The organism is Pontibacter locisalis (genome assembly GCF_042684605.1).
GTDB lineage: Bacteria > Bacteroidota > Bacteroidia > Cytophagales > Hymenobacteraceae > Pontibacter > Pontibacter locisalis.
Genome location: NZ_JBHULU010000012.1, coordinates 202,254 through 224,824, shown reverse-complemented (window position 1 = coordinate 224,824; position 22,571 = coordinate 202,254). Strand labels below are relative to the sequence as shown.

Here is a 22,571-nt window from a genome sequence, read left to right as displayed (position 1 = left end):
GCCAGAAGCGGTTGCTTTTGGCATCTTTATGAGAATATATCAATTTGATATATTCATACTTATATAAAGCACCACAAATTGTATTAATTTGACGTTGCCTTTGTTGTATCCTGTTTAGCAGGCTCTTGCTTAGGTGCTGGTTTTGGTTTAGGCTTCAGAAAATCACTGATCTTGTCTGCAGCCTGTTTTTTAATTTGCTGCTCTGCCTCGCTTCGCTTTCTTTCAATTTCCTGCAGAGCCTTTTGTTCTGCTTCCTGCTTTTTACGAGCCAGCTCAGCCTGAATACTGTCCTGCAACTGTTGCTTGCGCTGCTCTACTTGCTGCTTGGCAACATCCAGTTTGTTTTCAACAGCCTCTTTAACAAACTCAGTGGCTTTCTCTTTCACGGAACCACCCGTTAAAGCAACTTTGGGATCGGAGTAAGTACCACCAATATTTAACTTTAGTGTCACGCGCTCCGACTCTTTCATATTCTCTTTGCCAAGTATGCCAGCAAGACGAGCATTAACCTCTCTGCCAACCTTGCCAGCCGGAACATTCAGAGCAGTTACATAGTCCAAGCCTCCATCCACACTGGTGCTACCACCTACTGACATGTCAATGTTACCTACGGTTATATCAAAAGGCTTCACCACCAGCTTTCCATCTACAATCTGGGCATCTATGTACCTGTTCTCGATAACAAAGCTTTTCAGCTCCTCAAAGTTTGTGAGGTTGCTGATCTTATTTACTAACGGTACATTTCTTACAGCTGCCTTAAGTACTTTGATCACCCCTGTTCCATCAAGGGTATTGAAGATTGGCACCATGTCCTGGCCTAACTCACCGGCAAAAGCAAAGTTAGTTGAGAACTTACCCTCCAACACCTGGGCTATAGGAGCAAACACTTTTACAGTATTAAAAGCATCGAATGCCTCTTTAAAACCCAAATTCTGTATATCCAGCTTCATATCGAATAACGGGCGCTGCAGATCCTGGGTGTTATAGCTACCGCTGGTTGCAAAGGTGCCCCCAAGCGTATTGAAGGTAACTTTATTCAACCTGGCAATCTTATCCTTTACCTGCACCTGCCCAGCAACATTATTAAGCTTGAGATCAGTATACAACACCTCTTTCGCGTCAATGTTTAGTGTTACATCAAGGTTAGAGGGTATTTCCACCACACCTTCTGTTGATGCATCCGCAGGAGCACCTTCGTCATCCACCATCCATTCGTTTACATCGAAACGGTTAGAGCTGATGTTGAAGTTACCGCGTAGCGACTGGTTATCAGCAAGCGCATATCCTAAGTAATTAGAAACGGTGCCAGTAGCCCTAATATCACTCTTGCCTAAGTAACCGCTCAAACTTTGTATCTGGATCCGGTCATTATTAAAAGTGGCAGCAGCTTTGTCTATTCTTATTCCATTAGGCAAATCTGTGCTTACATACTTCAGGTCATCTATCGCAACAGAACCGTTTGCCTGTACATTGCTATACTTTTCAGCTTCTATATCAGACATCTTTCCTTTGGCTGCTACATTTGCCTTAATCACTCCTGCAAGGGTGGTGTTCTCAATCGGGAAGATTTTAGTAAGCTTGGTCAGGTTCAGTGTACCATCCACTTTAAAATCGAAAGCTGGCTGATCAATTCCTACTATCAACGCACGGCCTTCGAGTGGTTCTCCTGCCAGTGCCATGTTAAATTGCTCTATGTTAATGCGGGTGTCATCAGTGTTTCCTGTTTTGTTCAGGATATTAGCCACCATGTTCAGTCGCTCAATCGGTTCAGGAAAGTCTTTTGACTTAACGTAGCCGTTCGTCAGCACCATGTCGGCTTCAATCACCGGCATTTTCTTTTCACTGTAGGTTCCCTTGGCGTTGGCATCAACTTTCAGTAAGCCACGCAAAGTTGTACCTTCTATCGGGAACACATTGGTAAGCTCCTGCAGGTTCACGTTAGCCTTTACGTTACCATCTACATACATTGGTTCCAGTCCCCGTACCAGAACACGGCCATCTATCGGGTTATTACCGAACTCCATATGTAATCTCTTTACATCAATTACTGTTTTGGCCATGTCACCATCCGGGTTATCTACCAGCATGTGCACGTTTATATTAGTGGCAGCCTGCGGCATATCCGGGTACTTGAACATAGCATCCACTATTTTTAACTCAGTACCAAAACCAGGGGTTAAAGTATCATTCATCCGGCCTTTGATATAACCGTCAAAACTGAGCTTGCCTTCAGTCTTTATATCCTCAAACTGCTCTGAATACATCCCTGGCACCACAGACAGTACACTTTTAAAGTCTGCATCAGTGGCTCTGAAAGTCAGGTCCATGGCAATGGTCTCATCAGGCATCAGGATTGATCCGTCAAACTTGAAGGGGAGGGAGTTAAGCCTGATGCTGTTGTCTTTGAAAGTGTACAGCTGCTGCTCCAGGTCCATGGTCATCACCACTTCCGCATCCAGGGTAGCGTTCTGGATGTACTTAACACCATCGTACACCAGGTTAAATTTCTCGGCAGTAGTCTCGGAAACCATATCAAATACATCCTGCTCGAAGTCTCCGCTACCGGTATGATTTACATTATACCCAGCAAGGCTCATCGGTATACTGCGATCCTCGTAAAAGAGCGTTCCGTTATTAACCTCCCACTTCTTTATAGCCATCTTAAAATCAGAGGCTGCCGCATCTGCTTCCGTAACAGTAGTATCTTCAATAAAGATATCCCAGTTAGCTTTTCCGCTCTCCAGCACAATAAGCTTTATTACTGGTTCGTCTAAAGTTATAGAGTTTACCTTCAGCTCATCGCCACTGATCACACTCATCAGGTCCAGACCCATAGAAAAAGAGGGAATGTGTGCCAGTGTGTCTGTCTGAAAGGAATCCTTGCCTACGATGGAAAGGTTATCAACGCTCATTGATAAATTTGGGAAGCTACGAAAAAGGGAGAGGCTAACGTCATCTGTTTCGTAGATTACCTGAGCATTTATATTCTTGGCGATCTCTTTGTCGAGGGCTTGTTTAATTTTATCTTTGAAAAGAACCGGAACCAGGGCTGCTGCGGCAAACAATACTGCCAAAAAGATAAAAAAGCCTATTGCTACTTTTTTCATTAGTAAGATAGTAGTAGTTTCAATTATAACAGCTTATAGAAGCTAAACTATATATTTTATAGCTAAAACCGTGCAAATAATTTTTTAAGCTTTGTTTTCAGGTACCTGAAGGCAGTTCAAAGCGGTTTTAGAGCGACGTTCAAATGAAAAATAAGCGTAAATTTTTCTTCCTTGTTTTTTGCCTTTGCAGCTTATATGCAATGGCACAGGATGTGCATTTTACGCAACAGTATGCAAATCGATTATACTTGAACCCTGCCTTTTCTGGCCTGAACCATAACTGGAGCGTTGCCGTTGCTCACCGAAACCAGTGGCCGGCGCTCAACGGCTCTTTTATTTCTAACCAGCTTGCCGCAGATTACAGGGTAGGAGATACAAAAAGTGCAATAAACCTACTACTGCAGCAGGACCGGGCTGGTATTGGAGGACTACAAAAACTACAAGCTACTGCCGGATATGGCTACCACACACAATTAACAGAGAAGTGGGCAATGTCAGCAGGCTTGCAGGCCACGTACGGGCGGCTTAGCATTAATTATGATAACCTTGTATTCGGGGACCAGTTATCGGACAATGGATTAGTCTCCGTTACTTCTGCTGAGGCGAACACTGTTGAACCTAGCAGTTACCTTAGTTTTGCTGTAGGAGGCCTGGCTTTTACAGAACAGTTTTGGTTCGGGCTAAAAGTAGCAAACTTAAATAAACCAAATTATGGGTTCGCAAATGAAACAAAAGTACCTATAAGTTACGTTGCTAATGCTGGCTACAAGTTCTATGCTAGTTCCTACCAGGAGCGAGGCCAGTTATTTGAATTAAGTTTTACACCTTCAGCTACTTACATACATCAGATAAATTTTAACAGGCTCGATATCGGTGTGCACACTATATATACACCTCTTTCGTTAGGTATAATATATAAAGGAGTTCCTGCTGTATCTGAAACCAACCAGGATCAGGTTTTAGCCGTAATAGCTGGTTTAAAAATAAAATCCTTAAATATAGGATTTAGCCATGATATAGGGCTTAGTGGTTTTAGCAAACAGGTAGGGGGCGCAAATGAAATTTCTGTTGTTTTTGAACAGTTAGAAATTAATAGTTTTCTTAGAGGCCGCTCAAGACGGAAAATTAACAATTCTATCCCTTGTCCGGCATTCTGATTTTATTTATAATTGCATAATAAATTACGATACAAGAATCTTATCTTAACTGGGTACTATTTTATGAAATTTGCAAAGTATCTAACGGTTGTGGCATTTGGAGGTCTTCTCCTGTCATCCTGTTCTAAAGGAAATCAACCTACAAGCAGAGACCCTGGCAACTATAGCTCCGCCACTGGTATAGAGTATGGCGAGGATGAAAAGGCTTTTGCTGTTAATGATTACGCTGATATTCAGGGAGGCCCGGGCCTTGTCTTTATTGAAGGTGGTCGTACTGTGTTGGGCTCTATGGAGGAAGACATAGCCATGACACGTGATAATATTGAGCGTACAGTTACTGTTGCGTCTTTTTACATGGATGAAACAGAAGTGGCAAACATCCACTGGCTGGAGTACCTGCATTACTTAAAGCAGGATTCACTGCCAGAGGTTTATACTGCTGCTCTTCCGGACACTACTGTTTGGTCGCGCCAGTTGTCATTCAATGACCCTTATGTAACATATTACCTTCGTTATCCAGGTTTCCGCTTCTTCCCGGTTGTGGGTGTAAGCTGGCTGCAGGCTAACGACTATTGCGTATGGCGTACAGCTAAAGTGAACGAAAACCTTGCTAAGCAAGCCGGAGGCGGTGGCAGAAGAGGCCTTTTAGGCCGTAGAGGAGGCGGTGACGAAGCTGCAGAATCTACAAAACCATCTATCGAATCTGGTTATGTGTTGCCAAACTACCGCCTGCCAACAGAGGCTGAGTGGGAGTACGCTGCCCAGGCAATGATCGGTACGCAGTACTCTGAAGATGAGAACCAAAACAACCGCCGCCTTTATCCTTGGGATGGCCACCAGGTACGTAACCCGTATGGTCGTAAAGAGATGGGTAAGTTCTTAGCTAACTTTAAGCGTGGCCGTGGTGACTATGCCGGTATTGCAGGTGCGCTGAATGACGGAGCGATGATCACAGATTATATCTACAGCTATCCTCCAAATGACTTTGGCCTGTACAATATGGCTGGTAACGTGAACGAGTGGGTACAAGATGTATACCGTCCGCTTTCCTACGAGGATGTTGAAGACCTGAACCCGTTCCGTAGAGATGGTTACCTGGATGAAAAAGAGAACTATGACTCTAGCGAAGGCTTCCACTCTCTTATCAACGATGAGGTTCGAGTTTTCAAAGGTGGTTCATGGAAAGATGTTGCTTACTGGTTATCTCCTGGTACACGCCGTTTCATGGCTCAGGACTCATCTACAGCAACTATCGGTTTCCGTTGCGCTATGATCAACGCCGGATCTAACAGATAATAAAATCGAAATATTTAAAGGAAGCGTCCGGGATAACTCCCGGGCGCTTTTTTTATACTCCATTTTGCAATAAAACAGCAGATTACCATTTAAAGGAGCAGAGCTTATGAGACCGTATATACTTGCCGAGAGCAACTGGAAGTCCATCAAAGAGCAGGAGGTAGAGCTAGCTATACTTCCCTGGGGAGCTACAGAAGCCCATAATTATCACCTGCCTTATGCTACAGATGTAATCGAAGCTGATAATATAGCTGCGGAAGCAGGAAGGATAGCATGGGAGAAAGGAGCCAAAGTTATTGTACTGCCTACTATTCCTTTTGGAGTAAATACTGGTCAGGCTGACATTAAACTGGATATCAACCTAAACCCAAGCACACAACTTGCCATACTCGGGGATATTATTGAAGTACTTAACAGACAAAAGATTTATAAGCTTCTGATCGTAAACAGCCACGGTGGTAATGATTTCAAACCTATGCTGCGGGAACTAGGACTACGTTTTCCGGAGATGTTGCTTGTGAGCTGCAATTGGTTTCAGTTGCCTGACAAACATGAGCACTTTGATGAGAAGGGAGACCATGCTGACGAAATGGAAACCAGCCTGATACTTTACCTAAGGCCTGAGTTGGTGCTACCGTTAGAAGAAGCCGGTGAGGGAAAAGAAAGAAAATCCAGGATCAAGGGCATCAGAGAAGGGTGGGCCTGGTCCGAAAGGCAATGGTCTATGGTTACAAAGGATACCGGAATCGGAAACCCCAAAGCTGCCACCAGGGAAAAAGGGGAGAAGTTCTTCAAAGTAGTGACAGAGAAAGTAGCGGAGCTTTACCTAGAGCTGGCTAAAATTAATATACAAAACCGCTATGAGTAGGGGAGGTAGCTGTTATTTCTTAATAGATAAAGCCTTGAGCTCTTCGTCTATCTTTTGATTCCAGCGCTGCTGTGCAGCCTGGTCAATGCCATGGCGCGTTTCGCTGTCGTACTGCTCCTGCAAGCGGTTCATTTCCCGGAACGACTCAATGTACTGGTATTGGATGTTGCTGTTATAATCTGTTAAAGACAGATTATCTGGCTTAACTTTTTGCTTGAAGCGTTCGGCGATCAGCTTTACAATATCGAAATGGCGCTGTTCATGGTTCAGGCTGTAGGCATCCCGGGCGGCATTTTTAACCCAGGAAGAACTTTTCACAACAAACACCTTCATTACCAGCGTAAGGTCTATCTCCCCGTTTATAACCTCACTCTTTCCCTCGTAAGAAAACCCCGGATAAACGGCTGCTGCATATTTACTGGCGGCATTAGGCGCTCCGGTGAAATAAATCCAGCTTAGTGGACGCCCCGAAATATAAAACACAGTATCATCTCTAACTGTGCTGTATTCCTCAAACTTCACCTTAATGGCTTTTGCAAACAACTCATTCTTATTCGCTTCCTGATCAATCCAGGTGTTAAAATATCGAAAGCCTTCCACCAGAGACTGGCGAAGGGTCGGTTCTACCACATCATGCTGAGAGGCCGGTCGGTTATACTTAGCTCCCCCTTTAAATTCGATCATAGGAACAGTTTCACCATCTCTGTCCAGATCAAATGCCATGTGTACCACTACCACTCCATTTACACGCCCCTTTGCTGCAGCTGTTTCTGTTACCTGAACCTCCTTCAGGCGCACAATAACAGGACGTAATTGGGAATTCTGTTTCATGTTCTTTTTTACAAACTGCAGAATGGCAGCATGTCCTCCTCCCTGTAAGTCAACAGGTAATGCAGAGGTAGGTTGAGTTCCAGCTGAGGGTAAAGGCAAAAGATAAGCAACTGCTTTTTTGTTCTTTCGCTCATCTACAATATCAGCAATAAAAAATTCTTTGGGAGTGAAAGACACAGGCTCAGAACGGAGGACCAAAGGATCGAAAGTAACTTTAGGTTGGCCTGCTGCCCATAAGCTTACCACAATTAAGGCAACTAATGCCCATATGGCTACTTTAAAGCTAAACCGCATTGCTGCAGAGCTACTCTTATAGTTACCTATAAATCTACTACTCTTCATTTTCAAAAAAGTGCGAAAATTTCCGCTTTATCAGCTACAACAACTATAAACAGTAATTCAGTTCTATCTCTTACCTACAACGACCAGACTATGATTTTATGCTGCCGCAATAGTCACTACACTTACTTCCTGTGCCCCTGCTGCCAGCAAAGCCACTGCACATGCTTCCAGTGTGGCACCAGTTGTCATCACATCATCCACTAACAGAATGCGCTTATTCTGTATAGCCTCTTTCTGCTTCACATGGAACACCTGCTCTACATTCTGCCAACGGTCTAGGCGGTTCTTACGGGTCTGAGTCTCTGTTTCCTTGGTTCTTATTAGTCCATTGCCTTGGCAGGTTAAATCCATGGTTACCGCTAATCCTTTTGCAAAGCACTCCGACTGATTGTATCCCCTGCGCCTTAGCTTATATTTATGCAGCGGAACCGGAATAATCAGGTCAAATTGATCATTGTAGTTGTACTCGGAGAGAAGTGAGCCATACCGGTGCCCCAGGTGTTCGCCTAACTCCTGTGCCCCTTTGTACTTAAGCTTATGCAAAAGCCGCTGCACCCGCCCTTTCGGAACGAAGTGCAGGTATGCAAAAGAATACCGAACAGGCACCTTTCCCCAAAACCTACGTTGAAACGGGTTTAACTCCGTAGCCCCATGCACATGACTATCCGTGTAGGGTAGCTTAATGCTGCAGCTGGTGCAGATGAATTTTTCACCACGTGCCATTGCCCCATCGCAGGCATAGCAGCTCTCCGGAAATAGCAACGAAAGCAGATCATCGAACATTGGCAGGCAGCGTTGGTTTAAGGTATTATGGTAATTTTCGTGTAACTTTATAGTTAAACTTTTATCGCTAAATCAGCAATTAGAACACATAACAATGAGCTTAGTAGAAGAATTCAATGACTACCGTACGCGCATGAATGAGCGCATTATGTCTTATGACAATAAAGTTATCAAACGCTTTTTTAACCTTGACACCAATACCTACATGGAGGGTGCTTTGGATGTTAAGACAAAAGAAATGTTGGGTTTAGTAGCCTCTATGGTACTTCGCTGCGACGACTGCATCAAGTACCATGTGGGCAAATGCTATGAAGAAGGTGTAACTGATGAGCAGATTATGGAAATATTTTCCATTGCTAACTTAGTTGGCGGATCTATAGTAATCCCTCACTTCCGTCGTGCCGTAGAGTATTGGGAAGAGTTGAAAGAAAGAGGCAGCGCAGAATAGTCCATTACAGGTTATAGCTGGTTACTTATCTGAATCATTATCTTTTAAGTAACCAGCTATAGATAAACAGCAGTTAGAATGAAACTAGACCTTGAATCAGATAACCTGGAACATAATTGGGCTCAGCTGCGGGCTGCGCTCATGAAGCAGTTTGGTAAAAAGCCAGACATGAATGCAATCCTGTTTCTAATTGGGATTCAGGAACTCGGAAGAGGCATACGAGAGTTTACTAAAGAAGAAAAGCAAGACCTGATGCACATTGCCACTTGTAAGGTATTCAGCCTTTCTGGCTTTTATGAATTTTCAGGTCTTGACGAAGAGGGTTGGCCCCATTACAAAGCAGTTAAATCCATTCCGTTCGCTAACCTCAGGGAGCAGGAAAATATGCTTAAGTGGCATGTAATTGAGTACTTCAGGCAGTCTGAAGAAGCCTAAACCTCAAGAAAGAGATTACCTGCCCTAGAGGTTAAGCTTAAAACTTTTTCCATCATGAGATTAAAGATTCTAAATATCCTTTTGATCTCCTCATTAATGCTCTTGACAAAAGATAAAGCTAAGAAGCATTAACTGAAGCCGGTGCCTTCAGCTATTTGATTAGATATTCACCCATGAAAATTATTACCTATAATGTTAACGGCATTCGTGCCGCAATCACCAAAGGCTTTGATCAGTGGCTTAAAGCCGCAAACCCTGACGTATTGTGCCTTCAGGAGATAAAAGCAGATGAATCGAAATTTGATAAGGCTCTTTTTGAAGACATGGGCTACCATGTTTATCTGCATCCGGCTTTAAAAAAAGGCTATAGCGGTGTAGCGATTCTATCCAAGGAGAAACCAAAACACGTAGAAGTAGGCTGTGGCATGGACTGCTACGATGTAGAAGGAAGAGTTTTACGCGCAGATTACGGAGATGTATCTGTTATGAGCGTATATATGCCATCTGGCTCAAGTGGTGAGGAACGCCAGAATTTCAAGTTCCAGTGGATGGATGACTTCTACGGTTACATCGGTGACTTAAAGAACACCTTACCGGGCCTGGTAGTTAGCGGCGACTATAATATCTGCCACCAAGCTATTGACATACATAATCCTAAATCTAATGCCAACAGCTCTGGCTTCTTACCAGAAGAGCGTAGGTGGATGGGCAAGTTTATTCAAAGTGGCTTTGTTGATAGTTTCCGGCACTTTAATCCTGAGCCACACAACTATACCTGGTGGAGCTACAGGGCAGGTGCACGCAACAAAAATCTTGGTTGGCGTATTGATTATAATATGATCACTGAAAATCTGAAGGACAGGTTAAAACGTGCAGCCATATTAACAGAAGCCAAACATTCTGATCATTGCCCTGTAATGCTGGAGATAGCGTAGAAGCAGTATACTAAAAGCGATAAGAAATTAGTTTATACTTAGAGATGCTGCTAAAACCCTTTTCGTATTATATTACAGTACGTTAAGCATCTTTAGTTAATTCACTACTATAGCAAGCATGGAATAATTATTTAAAGAGCATAGCATGAGAAAAGACGATGCACTGGATCAGCTGTTGCATCAGCTGCAGGAGTTCAAACAAAAATTCTACCTGAACATGTTGCTCAGGGGAAGCATTTTTGCTGTTGGGCTCCTGCTGTCTATTTATATAGTTTACAGCCTACTAGAGTACGTCTTCTACTTTCCTGTTTATGTTCGCGGGTTCCTGCTCTTTTCCTTTGTTGCTATTGTTGTTTATGTTTTTGTGCGGTGGATTGCTCTTCCTATCTCTGCTCTTGCCAAGTTAAGGAAGGTGCTCTCAGATGAGCAGGCCGCTTTGCGGGTGGGCTCTCATTACCCGGAAATAAGCGATAAGCTACTTAACGCCATTCAGTTAAAAAACTTCGACAGGACGAATGCCCTTATTGCCGCCAGCATTGAACAACGCTCCGGGCAGTTGCTTAGCTACAAGTTTAAAGAGGCCGTTACTTATAAGGAAAACAAACCGCTTTTAAAATATGTAGCTTTGCCTGTTCTTATTGCTTTGCTCATTGCGTTGGTATATCCTACAATTTTTGTACAAGGCACAGAACGCATCATCAACTACAAGAGGCATTATACTCCCTTAGCCCCTTTTAAATTCGTGGTCCAAAATGATAAACTACAGACCTATAGGGGAGAGGATTTCGAGTTAAAGGTAAATATAGAAGGCAAAGCTGTTCCGAACGATGTTTATGTTAGCTATAGTGGCCGGCGCCAAAAGTTAAGTCAAAAAGCAGATGGCACATATACTTATACTTTTAAACAGCCTCAGAAAGATATTTCTTTCCAATTAGAAGGGTCGGGTTTCACTTCTGGTGATTATCAGTTACAACTGCTTTCCCGGCCAAACCTGAAAGACTTTTACATGGAGGTGCAGTACCCTGCTTATCTGAATAGGAAGCCTGAGTATGTTCAAAATACAGGTAATGCCACTATTCCAGAGGGTAGCACAATCAACTGGAACTTCAAGGCGACCGAAACAAATAACATTAACTTAGTTTTTGATGATCCTAAGCAGATAATAGAGGCTACAAAAAGAGAAGATGCCTTTAGCGCCAGTAAGAAATTCATCCAAAGCCAGAACTACAACATTAAGCTACAGAACGAGCACAGTGCTAATAAAGAGCAGATCAGTTACCAGATCAACACGATTCCGGACCGGCTACCTCAGATCAGCCTGGAGCAATATCAGGATACAGCCCTGTACTCTTATATGGTATTGGGAGGAGATGTATCCGATGACTACGGACTTACACGCTTGTCCCTGGTGTACCGGATCATTAATGATAAAAATTCCCAAGGGACTTCAAAAAGTATCCAACTACCTCTCAATCCTAAACAACTTAACCAAACTTATTATTACCAGTGGAATACGGCTGCTCTTAAACTACAACCCGGTGATAAAGTAGAGTATTTTGTACAGGTGTGGGACAATGATGGCATCAACGGTATTAAAAGTGCCCGCACACGCAGTTTCGAGCTCAGAGTGCCTGATAAGCGCGAACTTCAGAAGGAGCTAGATAGTAACTCTCAGTCTATTGCCAGTCAACTTAGTAAAACCTTAGAAAAGGCAAACCAACTGGAAAAAGAGCTTTCTAAGTCAGAGGAAAAAATGAAGACAAAGCGCGACCTGAACTGGCAGGATAAAAAGCAGTTGGAAGACCTGATGGAGAAAAAGAAACAGCTGGAGCAGGATATTTCTTCTATGAAGGAGCTGTTTGAAGAACTCAGTAAGAAGCAAAACATGCTTAATGAGCAAGACAAGCAGTTAGCTGAAAAAGCACAACAGCTTCAAAAGCTAATGGAAGACCTTCTTGATCCGGAGACGAAAAAGCTTTATGAAGAACTGGAAAAGCTTCTTCAGCAACAACAACCCAATGATGAGGAACTCCAAAAGCTCTTAAGCAAACTAGATAACCGCGAACGAAACCTTGAACGTGAGCTGGAACGTGCTATGGAGCTCTTTAAGCAGCTGCAGTTCGAGCAAAAGCTAGATAACCTGTCTGACAAACTTGATGAAATGGCTAAAGAGCAAAAACAATTAGCTGATAAGACAGAACAGAAGCAGGAAGACAACCAGCAACTTCAGGAACAGCAAAAGGAACTTGAAAAAGAGTTTGAAGATGCGAAGGATCAGATGAAAGAACTGAAGGAGCTGAATGATAAGCTGCAGCATCCAAACTCTATGGATGAGGAGCAACAGAAGCAAGATCAGCAGAGCATTGAACAAGACATGCAGAAAAGCCAGGAACAACTTCAAAAGAACCAGAATAAAAAGGCAAGCGAATCTCAGCAAAAGGCAGGGGAGAAGATGGAAAAGATGGCGCAGCAGATGGAGCAAATGAAGAGTTCTGCTGGAATGTCTGGTATGCAACAGAATCTGGATCACCTTCGGGATATTCTGGAGAACCTGATTAAACTTTCCTTTGATCAGGAGGGGCTCATGAAGGAGTTTCGAGGTGTTAACCAAAGCGATCCGCGTTTTATTACGTTGTCGCAGCAACAGCTAAATCTCAGAGACAATGCTAAAGTTATTGAAGATAGTCTTTTCTCCTTAGCGAAGAAGGTCTTCCAGATACAGTCTTTCGTAACAAGGGAAGTTGCCGCTATGAACCAAAGCATGGATAACAGCATGCAGGAACTCCGTGATCGGAATGTAGGTAGAGCTACAGCTCAGCAGCAGTTGGCCATGACGAGTATGAACAATCTTGCCTTGATGTTAAACGACGCTCTAAAGCAGATGCAGCAGGCTATGCAACAAATGCAGGGAAATATGGCCGGAAAAGAGAAAGGGAGTAAGCCTCAACCCGGCAATATGGGAGAATTACAGCAACAATTGAACAAAAAAATCGAAGAATTAAAAAAAGGAGGCAAATCAGGTAAGGCACTTTCTGAAGAATTAGCTAAATTGGCTGCTGAGCAGGAGGCTCTCCGAAACGCCCTTAAAGAACTTGAAAAACAAGGGGCAAAACCTGGCGAAAAAGGCCAAAACGGCCAGCTGGGAAATATCAGTAAGATGATGGAACAAAGCGAGACTGATCTCGTTAATAAACGTTTGACTGAACAGACCATCATGCGCCAACGGGAGATCCTTACAAGATTACTGGAAGCTGAGAAATCAGCAAAGGAGCGTGAATTGGATAATAAGCGTGAAGCAAAAACAGCTCAGGAGATTGCACGAAAGGTGCCTCCATCCTTTGAGAAGTATTTTAAAGCAAAAGAAAAACAAACTGAATTACTTAAAACAGTACCTCCTGCTTTATCACCGTATTATAAACAGAAGGTAAATGAGTACTTTCAGAACATTAGCAAATAACTAGCACCTATTTTACACTTAACGATTAATATGAATCAGGTAAAAATTCAGATTCCTTCGCTAATCGAAAACATCAGAGTAATAGAAAGCTTTATAGATAACTCTAAAGATGAATTCGAATTTGAAGATGATATCTATGGTAACATCATGGTTGCTGTTACGGAATCTGTGAACAATGCCATCCGTCACGGAAACAAGTTTGACAAGGATAAAAACGTATACCTTACACTGCAGGTAGAAAAAAACCAGCTTTCTTTCGAAATAGAAGATGAAGGCCCTGGATTTGATTATGAAAACCTGCCTGACCCAACAGCACCAGAAAATCTTGAGAACCCTGGTGGCCGCGGTATATTTTTGATGCGCAATCTTTGCGATGAAGTTAATTTCCTTAATGAAGGTAAGCGCGTACAGCTGATCTTTAACATCATACCATCTCAAAATGGAACATCCAATTGAGTTCTTTAGCGAAGACATTGAGTTTGAGCTAAAGAACCCAGATAAAGTTTCAGATTGGATTGCTACAGTAATTGAACAACACGGAAAAGAATTAGCCAGCCTTACCTACATCTTCTGCTCCGACAATTACCTGCACGAGATAAACGTTGAGTATCTCGATCACGATACGCTCACAGATATCATCACCTTCAATAATGCCGACGAAGAAGGCACTGTTGAAGGTGATATTTTTATCAGCGTAGATCGAATTAATGATAACTCAAACGATCTAGGTGTTCCATTTGAAGACGAGCTACACCGGGTTATCATTCATGGTGTTCTTCACCTGCTTGGGTTTAAGGATAAAACCAGGGAGGAAGAGGAGCTTATGCGCAAACAAGAAGATTCTTCCTTATCTTTGCGAAAATTTTAATAGCAAAAGGAATTACCGATCTCCAGATGACGTTTCACGTGAAACGTCACTAAATCCAAAATAAATGTTTCCAGAATACGATGTAATAGTAGTTGGAGCCGGACACGCAGGTTGCGAAGCAGCGGCTGCAGCGGCTAAGATGGGTTCGAAAGTAATGTTGGCTACCATGAACATGAACACCATAGCCCAAATGTCATGCAACCCAGCAATGGGGGGTGTAGCGAAAGGGCAGATAGTGCGTGAAGTAGATGCACTAGGTGGCATGAGCGGAATAATCACTGATAAAACAATGATCCAATTCCGTATGCTAAACAAATCTAAAGGTCCTGCAATGTGGAGCCCAAGAGCACAAAGCGACCGCATGCGTTTTGCTGAAGAATGGCGCTTAACTCTGGAGCAGACGGAGAATGTAGATTTTTGGCAGGAGATGGTATCAGGCATTTTAGTAGAGGAAGGCAAGGCTGCCGGAGTTCATACTAGCTTGGGGATAACTATACGTGGAAAGGCAGTTATATTAACTAACGGCACCTTTTTGAATGGCATTATCCACATTGGAGAGAAGCAATTAGGAGGAGGACGTGCTGCAGAAAAATCAGCAAAAGGTATAACGGAGCAACTCATTGAATTAGGTTTTGAGGCTGGCAGAATGAAGACAGGAACACCTCCACGGGTAGATGGGCGTTCGCTGGATTACAGTAAAATGGAGGAGCAATTCGGAGACGAGACGCCTTCAAAGTTTTCGTATACAGATACAGAACCATTAAAAGAACAACGGAGCTGCTATATTACCTACACAAATTCAGAAGTTCATGAAATACTAAAAACGGGATTCGAAAAATCTCCAATGTTTCAGGGGAGAATTCAAGGTTTAGGCCCGCGTTATTGTCCATCCATAGAAGATAAGATCAACCGCTTTGCGGAAAGAGATCGCCACCAGATTTTTGTTGAGCCAGAAGGATGGCATACGGTAGAGGTTTATGTGAATGGATTCTCCAGTTCATTACCTGAAAATGTACAATACCAGGCAATACGTAAAATAGCAGGATTCGAGAATGCAAAAATGTTCCGCCCTGGCTATGCTATAGAATATGATTTCTTCCCGCCAACACAGTTAAACCTGACTCTGGAAACAAAACTAGTTAGCAACTTATACTTTGCAGGCCAGATAAACGGAACAACAGGATACGAGGAAGCAGCGTGCCAGGGATTAATGGCAGGTATAAATGCACATAATAAGATCAATGGAAAAGAGCCTTTTGTATTAAAGCGTTCTGAAGCATACATAGGTGTTTTGATAGACGACCTGGTTAATAAAGGTACAGAAGAACCGTATCGTATGTTTACATCACGTGCAGAACATAGGATCCTTCTCCGCCAGGACAATGCTGATATCCGACTGACAAAGATGGGATATGAACTAGGATTGGCAGATGAAAGCCGCTTGAAAGCTGTGGAAAAGAAGATTGAGGAAACAGCTGAAATCATAGCTTACTTAAATAACAAGCCGATTGAGCCAGAAGATATCAACAGCATGCTGGAAAGTTTAGGCTCAGCGCCGATTAATGAAAAACAACGTGCCGGCCAATTAATAAAGCGGCCGAACGTTGAAATAGAAGACATAGCAGCAGCCGTACCAGCCGTAGCAGAATATTTGAGCAAATTTAAAACAGACAGTATAGAGCAAGCTGGTATAGCCGTAAAATATGAAAGCTATATAGACAAAGAGTATGCTATGGCAAGCAAGATGAGCGAACTGGAAAACTACCTTATCAAAGACAAAATTAACTACCGTAGTATTCCTGCGTTATCTGCGGAGGCAAAAGAAAAATTATTAAAAGTTCAACCTGAAACTATCGGACAGGCATCCAGAATAAGTGGAGTAACGCCAGCAGACATATCGGTTTTAATGGTATACCTTGGAAAATAAATGAGCTACGAAAGACTGGAACAGTGCCCAATATGTGGTAAGGAAGAGTTTAAAAATTTTTTAGTAGTAACTGATAATTCCATTTCAAAGGAAAGCTTTGTAATAGTAGAGTGTGAGAACTGTACGTTCAAATTTACCAACCCAAGACCAGATATAGACAGTATCGGGAATTATTACGAATCAGAAGGTTATATTTCACATACTAATACAAAAGCCGGGATTATCAACAGGGCCTATCATGTAGTACGTTCTATCACTACTAAGCAAAAAGTAGAGTTAATCAACAAATGTGCTCCAGCTAAAGGTACCATATTAGATTATGGTTGTGGAACTGGAATCTTCCTTGCAGCATGCAAAAAGGATGGATGGGAAATAAGAGGGGTAGAGCCGAGCGAAAAAGCCCGGGAAATAGCGACCAAGGAAACAGAGGAATTGATTGCCTCCAATATATCAGAACTAGAAGGCGAAAAGTATGATGTAATTACCCTTTGGCATGTACTGGAACATATTCATACCTTAAATGAAACTATAAGCCAGTTAGTGGACATGTTACAGGAAGATGGTACCATAATCATAGCTGTACCAAATGCAGATTCACATGATGCCCAATTGTACAAGGAAAATTGGGCAGCATATGATGTACCAAGGCATCTTTATCACTTCACTCAGCCGACGATGAAGCGGTTGCTTAAGAAGCATAAGCTTAAATTGGAGGAGGTACTCCCAATGAAGTTTGATGCTTATTATGTAAGTATGCTTAGCGAAAAGCATAAAGAAGGTAAAACTAAAATGATAAGCAGCGTAATGAACGGTTTTAAATCAAACAGCTACGCACAGAAGAACGGCAACGACTATTCAAGCCTGATATTTATTGCAAAAAAGAAGTAAAACAACTGAGGGAAAAAGAGGGAGGGCAAGCGAAAGTTTGCCTCTTTTTTATTAAAAAAACAGCTAACTCATGAAGCAAAGGCATATTCTGCTAATTTTATCAACAGTATTGGGTACTACGTCCTGTGCCAGTATAAGTGCTCCCGAAGGAGGGCCTAAGGATGAAACCTCTCCAGCGTTAGTAAGTAGTAACCCAAAAGACCAGGCACTCAATGTAGACTTAAAAACGGTAACCCTGACCTTTGACGAGGAAGTACAACAGAATAATTTGACAAGGGAACTTCTGATCACACCAAACATACCTAATAAGTATAAAGTAAAGACAGAGAAGAATCAAATTAGCCTGGAATTCGAAAAGCCCCTACAGGAAAACACCACCTATACCTTAAATTTTAGGGAAGGAATAACAGACATTACTGAAAAAAATAAAGCCAAAGATTTAAAACTGTCATTCAGTACTGGAAGTTATATTGATTCTAGCAAAGTTTCAGGTTCAGTAGTTAACCTCAGAACTCAAAAGCCTGTAGAGAAGGCTATAGTTGCACTCTATCCAACAGATGATACTCTAAGCATCAGAAAGAACAAACCCTATTATCAAACAGACACAGACGCATCAGGTAACTTTGCGTTAGCAAATGTGCGAGAAGGGGAGTACCGAATTTACGCATTGGTAGAGAAGAACAATAATTCTTATTACGACAGCGAAGAAGAAAAAATAGGCTTTTTGCCAGGTCCAGTAAAAATTACACCTAAAACAGAGCCAGTAAAGCTTCAACTGACAAAGTTTGATACCAAAAAACCTATTCTTCTGAAAAGAGAAAACTATACAGATAGGTTTGTTGCTACTTACAACGAAGGGATAAGAAAAATAAATGTCAAGGTTCTAGGAGCATCGAAAGATTCGCTTAATACAAAATTGGGAGCTGATGGAAAATTAGCTGAAGTGTTTAAAACCGGCAATTTTAACGGTGGAAAAACAATTTTGACTGCTGTGGATTCTGCAGGGAATATAGCCGCAGACACAATAGAAATAAAGTTTGAGGGTAAGAGAGCACAACGTATCAAAGGTGCAGCATTGAAAGTTGTAAACAATACAAAAGGGTATACAACTGGGGAGCCAATACGGATAGAATTGGAGACACCTGTCCAGATTACAGGTAAGGAACCGATAAGTATCATGGCTGATTCAACAGTACTGAAAAAGCTGAAATATCCTGAAGATATAACACTAGATCCTACCAGAACAGAGCTAACTTTTATCATACCACAGTTAAACGGCCGCAGCAGACCCTTAACCATTGTGTTAGATAGTACGATGATAAAACCAGTTGAAGGAGGCGCTATAAGTTTTAAGGGCATACCGATGACTTTGGAAGAAACAGGTGGAACAGGGAGTTTGGCAGGAAAAATTGATTCTAGATACAGTTCTTTTACTGTTCAATTGTTAACACCAGAATATAAAATCGTAAGCGAAGTAAAAGATAAGAAGACGTTTCAGTTTAAAAAGCTGAGACCTGGCAGTTACCTGATAAGGGTGTTGGTTGATGAAAACAACAACAAAAAATGGGACGCAGGCACAGCTGATTTATTAAATGCTCCGGAAAAAGTTTATATATATCCAAAGCCAATAGAAGTAAGAGCAAATTGGGATCTAGAGGATATAAAGCTAGAATTTTAAATTTATTCAAATAAAAAAAGGGAAGGCGTAGGTGCCTTCCCTTTTTTTTGCCCTAACTAAAGAGAAAGCTCTCTTCTCTAATATTCATCCTAATCATAAACCATAGCCCACTGCTCCTCTATAACAAATGGGAAGGAGTAATTAAATCCGTTTTATCATTTCAAAACCTTAAACATTTCTTAGGAAGAATTTAGAAATATAAAGCTCTACAACGAAAAGTGGTACAATCAATTGTAAGAATAAAACAGACCGGATTATTCAAAAATAAAATATAGAAGAATAGAACCATGCCTACAGTAATGAAGGCAACAGAAGAAAAGAACGAAGAAAATTTAAGTAGAACCAAAAGAAATTGGAATACCTACGTAATAGAAAAGCACTAAATGCAAAGGTTTGTAAAAAGTAGAAGCAACACCAGACAGGAATTTATATAGTTCACAAGAGTGTGGGTATAACTGTGGAAAAGGGTGGGTAAAGGTTTGAAAACTTTACACACGCTGATTCAGGGAGAAGACAGGAAGATCAAAACAAAGGCAAAAAGTGGAAACGAGTGAACAAGTTAGGCCATAAAAAGCCTTTTTCCACGTCTGTGTGAATTGTTAAAAAAGAAATACACAGAAACAGGTAAAAAGTGGAAAACATGAATAAAGGACTGACACACAATAGAAAGAAGTAAAAGGAAGTGTGGAAGAAATGGTGAAAACAGAAAATGTATAAACAAGTTATCGGCCTTACACAAAAAAGAGAAGAGTTATCAACTTATAAACACACTAAATAATGAAAGAAGGATTAATTTAAAATTCATTTTATAAAAAGTTATTAGGTATTAGAGTTTGTGGAAAGGTGGAGAAAAGGTTCTCAAAAAGGAGAAAAAGCTTTAACTGAAGAAGCAAAAATTAAACAAAAAGAAAATCCATATCTTTAAGAGAGATAAAAACACTACAGAAGCATGAAATTGTTAATGAGCTTATCATTACCTTTTGAAGAACCAGTATTGATTTTTACACTGGTACTTTTAATCATATTGGTAATTCCCCTGCTACTAGGAAAACTCCGGATCCCGGGGATAGTTGGTTTGATAGTAGCCGGCGTAATATTAGGTCCAAACGGATTCCATATATTAGATAGAGACGCCAGTATTGTTTTATTCGGGACAGTAGGTTTACTGTACATCATGTTCCAGGCTGGCCTGGAAATAGACATGATAGATTTTAAAAGGTATAAAGCAAGAAGCTTAGCTTTTGGAGCATTGACTTTCTTCATCCCTATAACTGTAGGCACACTGGTCTTTCTATACCTGCACGGTTATGATGTTAAGCCAGCCATACTATTAGCGAGTATGTTTGCCCCCCACACATTGTTAGCATACCCAATTATAAGTAGACTAGGGTTAAGTAAAAATGAGGCAGTAACGTTGACCATTGGAGGAACTTTGGTGACAGATACTGCGGTACTATTTGTATTGGCAATTATTATTAACTCAACACAAGGAGAAACAGGCACTTGGTTTTGGGTTTTGATGATAACAAAGATGATAGTCTTTGTAGCTGTAGTGTTATGGCTGTTCCCTAAAGTAGCGAAATGGATGTTCAAGCAGCTGGAAAGTGAGAAGGGGGCACAGTACATCTTTGTATTGACTGTAGTCTTTGCAGCTGCTTTCCTGTCAGAACTGGCAGGGATGGAGGCTATAATCGGAGCTTTCCTGGCAGGATTGGCATTAAATCCATTGATACCCCATACATCGGCTTTGATGAACCGAATAGAATTTGTGGGAAACAATATTTTCATCCCATTCTTCCTGATAAGCACAGGTATGTTGGTAGACCTGACAGTGCTGTTTACAGATACCAACGCAATGCTGATAGCAGGTACCATAGTCATACTGGCACCATTAACAAAATATGCAGCGGCTTACCTGACACAGAAACTGTTTGGCTTTAGCATCCTCCAACGAAACCTGATATTCGGGTTAAGCAGCGCACACGCAGCCGCAACCCTAGCAGTTGTTTTGGCAGGATTCGAAATAGGTTTGCTAGGAGAAAGCGCACTGAACGGAGCTGTTGTGCTAATCCTGGTATCGAGTATGGTAAGCTCATTCTCAACAGAGAAAGTGGGGAGAAAGCTGGCAATATTAGAAAGTAGAAGAAAACCGGATATAAGCGTGAAACCAGATAGAATCCTGGTTCCGATCAGTAATCCTAAGACAATAGAAAATCTGTTGGACTTATCCATAATGTTAAGAAACCCGGACCACAAAAGCCCAATTTATCCATTGGCTGTGGTGATAGACAATGAGCATGCAGAAGAGGAGATATACAAAAAGAACAAGATGTTACAGGAGGCAATTACCCATGCTTCCGCCACAGATAACGATGTTCAGCTGGTTTCTAAAATAGACGTAAATATATCCAGTGGTATTCTCAGAGCTATAAAGGAATTAATGATAACAGAGGTGGTTTTAGGCTGGAACGCAAAGATCACTACCAGAGACCGAATCTTTGGAACTGTACTGGATAATCTGCTAGATAATACAGACGAGATGGTACTTGTATGTAAAATCATACAGCCACTGAATACAACTGAAAGAATAGTAGTGTTGGTGCCAACAAACGCAGAATTAGAAAGAGGCTTTATGCGATGGATAAGGAGCGTTAAACTACTGTCGCAGCAGTTGGGTGCTCCGATAGTATTCCGAGGGCGTAAAAGAACTCTAAACAAGCTTAAACAGGCAGTGAAAGAAACCAAGCCAACAGTGGAAGCAGACTACATGCCCTATACAAGCCTGAATGAGTTCGCCAATATGAAAGCGGAGTTAAACAAGGACGATATGGTAGTGGTAATATCGGCAAGGAAATCAACTGTATCCTATAACAGTAATCTGGATTTTGTGCCTCGCGTGTTGTCAAGAAACTATAAAGACAATAGCTTTATAGTCATTTATCCTGAGCAATATTCAGTTTATCAGACAGTACCTGTAAAGGGTATACCTGTTTCCTATGAAGAGAATGCAGAAAAATGATTTTGATTATAGCTTAAACTTTGAAAGAATAGATTTCAGGAAAAATCCAGAGCTATACCGGGTTGGTAAAGGGGAACAGGGAGTACTGTTAGTGGAACCTTACAAATCAGAAATATTGCCACATTGGCGCTTCAAGACACCTGAAATAGCAGCAGAATCATCTGAAAAAATATATGAGATGTTCCTTGAGTACTTGAAAGAAGATGACTTTGTAGGAGCAGACATGGCCAGGAAGTTTTTGCAAATGGGTTATACAAGAGCAAGAAGGTATGCTAACCATAAGTCAGGGAAAAAGTATAAGGGAGCAGTACCGGAGGATAAGAAAGGACAAAGTGGAGCGCATGGCAGAAAAGAGTTACCACTGGACCCGGATACAATAAAGGCAAAATCGGCAGAAATCTTTAAAGAAAAATGGCAGCAGGCTAAAACTAATCAAGCATATGTACAACAGAAAGATAAATTTATTGCCACCTATAGCTCTTAAAGCATATCTATCAGTAAATTACAACCACTAAATAAGTTAAACACGTAT

17 protein-coding genes are annotated in these 22,571 nt (G+C 41.6%); 14 read left to right on the top strand and 3 right to left on the bottom strand.

Annotated elements, in window-relative coordinates; genetic code table 11:
* Positions 1 to 83 precede the first annotated feature (83 nt).
* Positions 84 to 3,107 carry an AsmA family protein gene (locus ACFSRY_RS09030; protein WP_377505709.1) on the bottom strand — a complete coding sequence of 1,008 codons (3,024 nt, stop codon included), beginning with the start codon at positions 3,105 to 3,107 and terminating at the stop codon, positions 84 to 86.
* A 143-nt stretch (positions 3,108 to 3,250) separates the two neighbouring features.
* On the opposite strand from ACFSRY_RS09030, the gene ACFSRY_RS09025 reads away from it, so the two are divergent.
* The 3 genes from ACFSRY_RS09025 to ACFSRY_RS09015 all read left to right on the top strand — a co-directional run bounded on the left by ACFSRY_RS09025 (position 3,251) and on the right by ACFSRY_RS09015 (position 6,428).
* Positions 3,251 to 4,264: a PorP/SprF family type IX secretion system membrane protein gene (locus tag ACFSRY_RS09025; protein ID WP_377505706.1), complete on the top strand. Its 1,014-nt coding sequence runs from the start codon at positions 3,251 to 3,253 to the stop codon at positions 4,262 to 4,264.
* A 63-nt stretch (positions 4,265 to 4,327) separates the two neighbouring features.
* Complete coding sequence (gene gldJ / locus ACFSRY_RS09020) at positions 4,328 to 5,560, top strand: gliding motility lipoprotein GldJ (RefSeq protein ID WP_377505703.1); 1,233 nt, start codon at positions 4,328 to 4,330, stop codon at positions 5,558 to 5,560.
* A 106-nt stretch (positions 5,561 to 5,666) separates the two neighbouring features.
* Positions 5,667 to 6,428, top strand: coding sequence for a creatininase family protein (locus ACFSRY_RS09015; RefSeq protein WP_377505700.1), 762 nt, complete (start codon positions 5,667 to 5,669; stop codon positions 6,426 to 6,428).
* 12 nt (positions 6,429 to 6,440) lie between these two features.
* Here the strand turns inward: ACFSRY_RS09015 and ACFSRY_RS09010 are convergent, their stop codons facing one another.
* Positions 6,441 to 7,601, bottom strand: a complete 1,161-nt coding sequence (locus ACFSRY_RS09010) for a hypothetical protein (protein ID WP_377505696.1) — start codon at positions 7,599 to 7,601, stop codon at positions 6,441 to 6,443.
* Positions 7,602 to 7,697: 96 nt separating this feature from the next.
* Entirely contained in the window at positions 7,698 to 8,384 is a 687-nt protein-coding gene (locus ACFSRY_RS09005) for a ComF family protein (protein WP_377505693.1), read from the bottom strand.
* Positions 8,385 to 8,478: 94 nt separating this feature from the next.
* On the opposite strand from ACFSRY_RS09005, the gene ACFSRY_RS09000 reads away from it, so the two are divergent.
* From ACFSRY_RS09000 to ACFSRY_RS08950, 11 genes are all read left to right on the top strand, one after another.
* Positions 8,479 to 8,832, top strand: a complete 354-nt coding sequence (locus ACFSRY_RS09000; RefSeq protein WP_377505690.1) for a carboxymuconolactone decarboxylase family protein — start codon at positions 8,479 to 8,481, stop codon at positions 8,830 to 8,832.
* A gap of 78 nt (positions 8,833 to 8,910) precedes the next feature.
* The gene (locus ACFSRY_RS08995) at positions 8,911 to 9,267 is read left to right on the top strand and encodes a hypothetical protein (protein WP_377505687.1); all 357 of its coding nucleotides are present in this window, start codon (positions 8,911 to 8,913) and stop codon (positions 9,265 to 9,267) included.
* A gap of 173 nt (positions 9,268 to 9,440) precedes the next feature.
* Positions 9,441 to 10,202, top strand: a complete 762-nt coding sequence (locus ACFSRY_RS08990; protein WP_377505683.1) for an exodeoxyribonuclease III — start codon at positions 9,441 to 9,443, stop codon at positions 10,200 to 10,202.
* Between the two features lie 145 nt (positions 10,203 to 10,347).
* Complete coding sequence (locus ACFSRY_RS08985; protein WP_377505680.1) at positions 10,348 to 13,659, top strand: DUF4175 family protein; 3,312 nt, start codon at positions 10,348 to 10,350, stop codon at positions 13,657 to 13,659.
* A 30-nt stretch (positions 13,660 to 13,689) separates the two neighbouring features.
* Complete coding sequence (locus ACFSRY_RS08980; RefSeq protein ID WP_377505677.1) at positions 13,690 to 14,115, top strand: ATP-binding protein; 426 nt, start codon at positions 13,690 to 13,692, stop codon at positions 14,113 to 14,115.
* A complete protein-coding gene (gene ybeY / locus ACFSRY_RS08975; RefSeq protein WP_377505673.1) occupies positions 14,099 to 14,527 on the top strand; it encodes an rRNA maturation RNase YbeY in 429 nt (142 codons plus the stop codon). The genes ACFSRY_RS08980 and ybeY overlap by 17 nt, the downstream gene beginning before the upstream one ends.
* 64 nt (positions 14,528 to 14,591) lie before the next feature.
* On the top strand, positions 14,592 to 16,454 hold the full coding sequence (mnmG, locus tag ACFSRY_RS08970) for a tRNA uridine-5-carboxymethylaminomethyl(34) synthesis enzyme MnmG (protein WP_377505669.1): 1,863 nt from the start codon (positions 14,592 to 14,594) through the stop codon (positions 16,452 to 16,454).
* Positions 16,455 to 17,342 carry a class I SAM-dependent methyltransferase gene (locus tag ACFSRY_RS08965; RefSeq protein ID WP_377505666.1) on the top strand — a complete coding sequence of 296 codons (888 nt, stop codon included), beginning with the start codon at positions 16,455 to 16,457 and terminating at the stop codon, positions 17,340 to 17,342.
* Between the two features lie 70 nt (positions 17,343 to 17,412).
* Positions 17,413 to 19,020, top strand: coding sequence for an Ig-like domain-containing domain (locus ACFSRY_RS08960; protein WP_377505663.1), 1,608 nt, complete (start codon positions 17,413 to 17,415; stop codon positions 19,018 to 19,020).
* A 961-nt stretch (positions 19,021 to 19,981) separates the two neighbouring features.
* Positions 19,982 to 22,039, top strand: coding sequence for a cation:proton antiporter (locus ACFSRY_RS08955; RefSeq protein ID WP_377505660.1), 2,058 nt, complete (start codon positions 19,982 to 19,984; stop codon positions 22,037 to 22,039).
* Positions 22,017 to 22,523, top strand: a complete 507-nt coding sequence (locus ACFSRY_RS08950) for a DUF4385 domain-containing protein (RefSeq protein WP_377505657.1) — start codon at positions 22,017 to 22,019, stop codon at positions 22,521 to 22,523. The genes ACFSRY_RS08955 and ACFSRY_RS08950 overlap by 23 nt, the downstream gene beginning before the upstream one ends.
* The last annotated feature ends 48 nt before the right edge of the window (positions 22,524 to 22,571 follow it).

Coding starts and splice junctions, on each gene's coding strand:
- ybeY (WP_377505673.1), top strand. CDS start 14,099: ATGGAACATCCAATTGAGTTCTTTAGCGAAGACATTGAGTTTGAGCTA.
- ACFSRY_RS08980 (WP_377505677.1), top strand. CDS start 13,690: ATGAATCAGGTAAAAATTCAGATTCCTTCGCTAATCGAAAACATCAGA.
- ACFSRY_RS08995 (WP_377505687.1), top strand. CDS start 8,911: ATGAAACTAGACCTTGAATCAGATAACCTGGAACATAATTGGGCTCAG.
- ACFSRY_RS09000 (WP_377505690.1), top strand. CDS start 8,479: ATGAGCTTAGTAGAAGAATTCAATGACTACCGTACGCGCATGAATGAG.
- ACFSRY_RS09030 (WP_377505709.1), bottom strand. CDS start 3,107: ATGAAAAAAGTAGCAATAGGCTTTTTTATCTTTTTGGCAGTATTGTTT.
- ACFSRY_RS09025 (WP_377505706.1), top strand. CDS start 3,251: ATGAAAAATAAGCGTAAATTTTTCTTCCTTGTTTTTTGCCTTTGCAGC.
- ACFSRY_RS09015 (WP_377505700.1), top strand. CDS start 5,667: ATGAGACCGTATATACTTGCCGAGAGCAACTGGAAGTCCATCAAAGAG.
- ACFSRY_RS08960 (WP_377505663.1), top strand. CDS start 17,413: ATGAAGCAAAGGCATATTCTGCTAATTTTATCAACAGTATTGGGTACT.
- ACFSRY_RS08990 (WP_377505683.1), top strand. CDS start 9,441: ATGAAAATTATTACCTATAATGTTAACGGCATTCGTGCCGCAATCACC.
- gldJ (WP_377505703.1), top strand. CDS start 4,328: ATGAAATTTGCAAAGTATCTAACGGTTGTGGCATTTGGAGGTCTTCTC.
- ACFSRY_RS08955 (WP_377505660.1), top strand. CDS start 19,982: ATGAGCTTATCATTACCTTTTGAAGAACCAGTATTGATTTTTACACTG.
- ACFSRY_RS08950 (WP_377505657.1), top strand. CDS start 22,017: ATGAAGAGAATGCAGAAAAATGATTTTGATTATAGCTTAAACTTTGAA.
- mnmG (WP_377505669.1), top strand. CDS start 14,592: ATGTTTCCAGAATACGATGTAATAGTAGTTGGAGCCGGACACGCAGGT.
- ACFSRY_RS09010 (WP_377505696.1), bottom strand. CDS start 7,601: ATGAAGAGTAGTAGATTTATAGGTAACTATAAGAGTAGCTCTGCAGCA.
- ACFSRY_RS08965 (WP_377505666.1), top strand. CDS start 16,455: ATGAGCTACGAAAGACTGGAACAGTGCCCAATATGTGGTAAGGAAGAG.
- ACFSRY_RS09005 (WP_377505693.1), bottom strand. CDS start 8,384: ATGTTCGATGATCTGCTTTCGTTGCTATTTCCGGAGAGCTGCTATGCC.
- ACFSRY_RS08985 (WP_377505680.1), top strand. CDS start 10,348: ATGAGAAAAGACGATGCACTGGATCAGCTGTTGCATCAGCTGCAGGAG.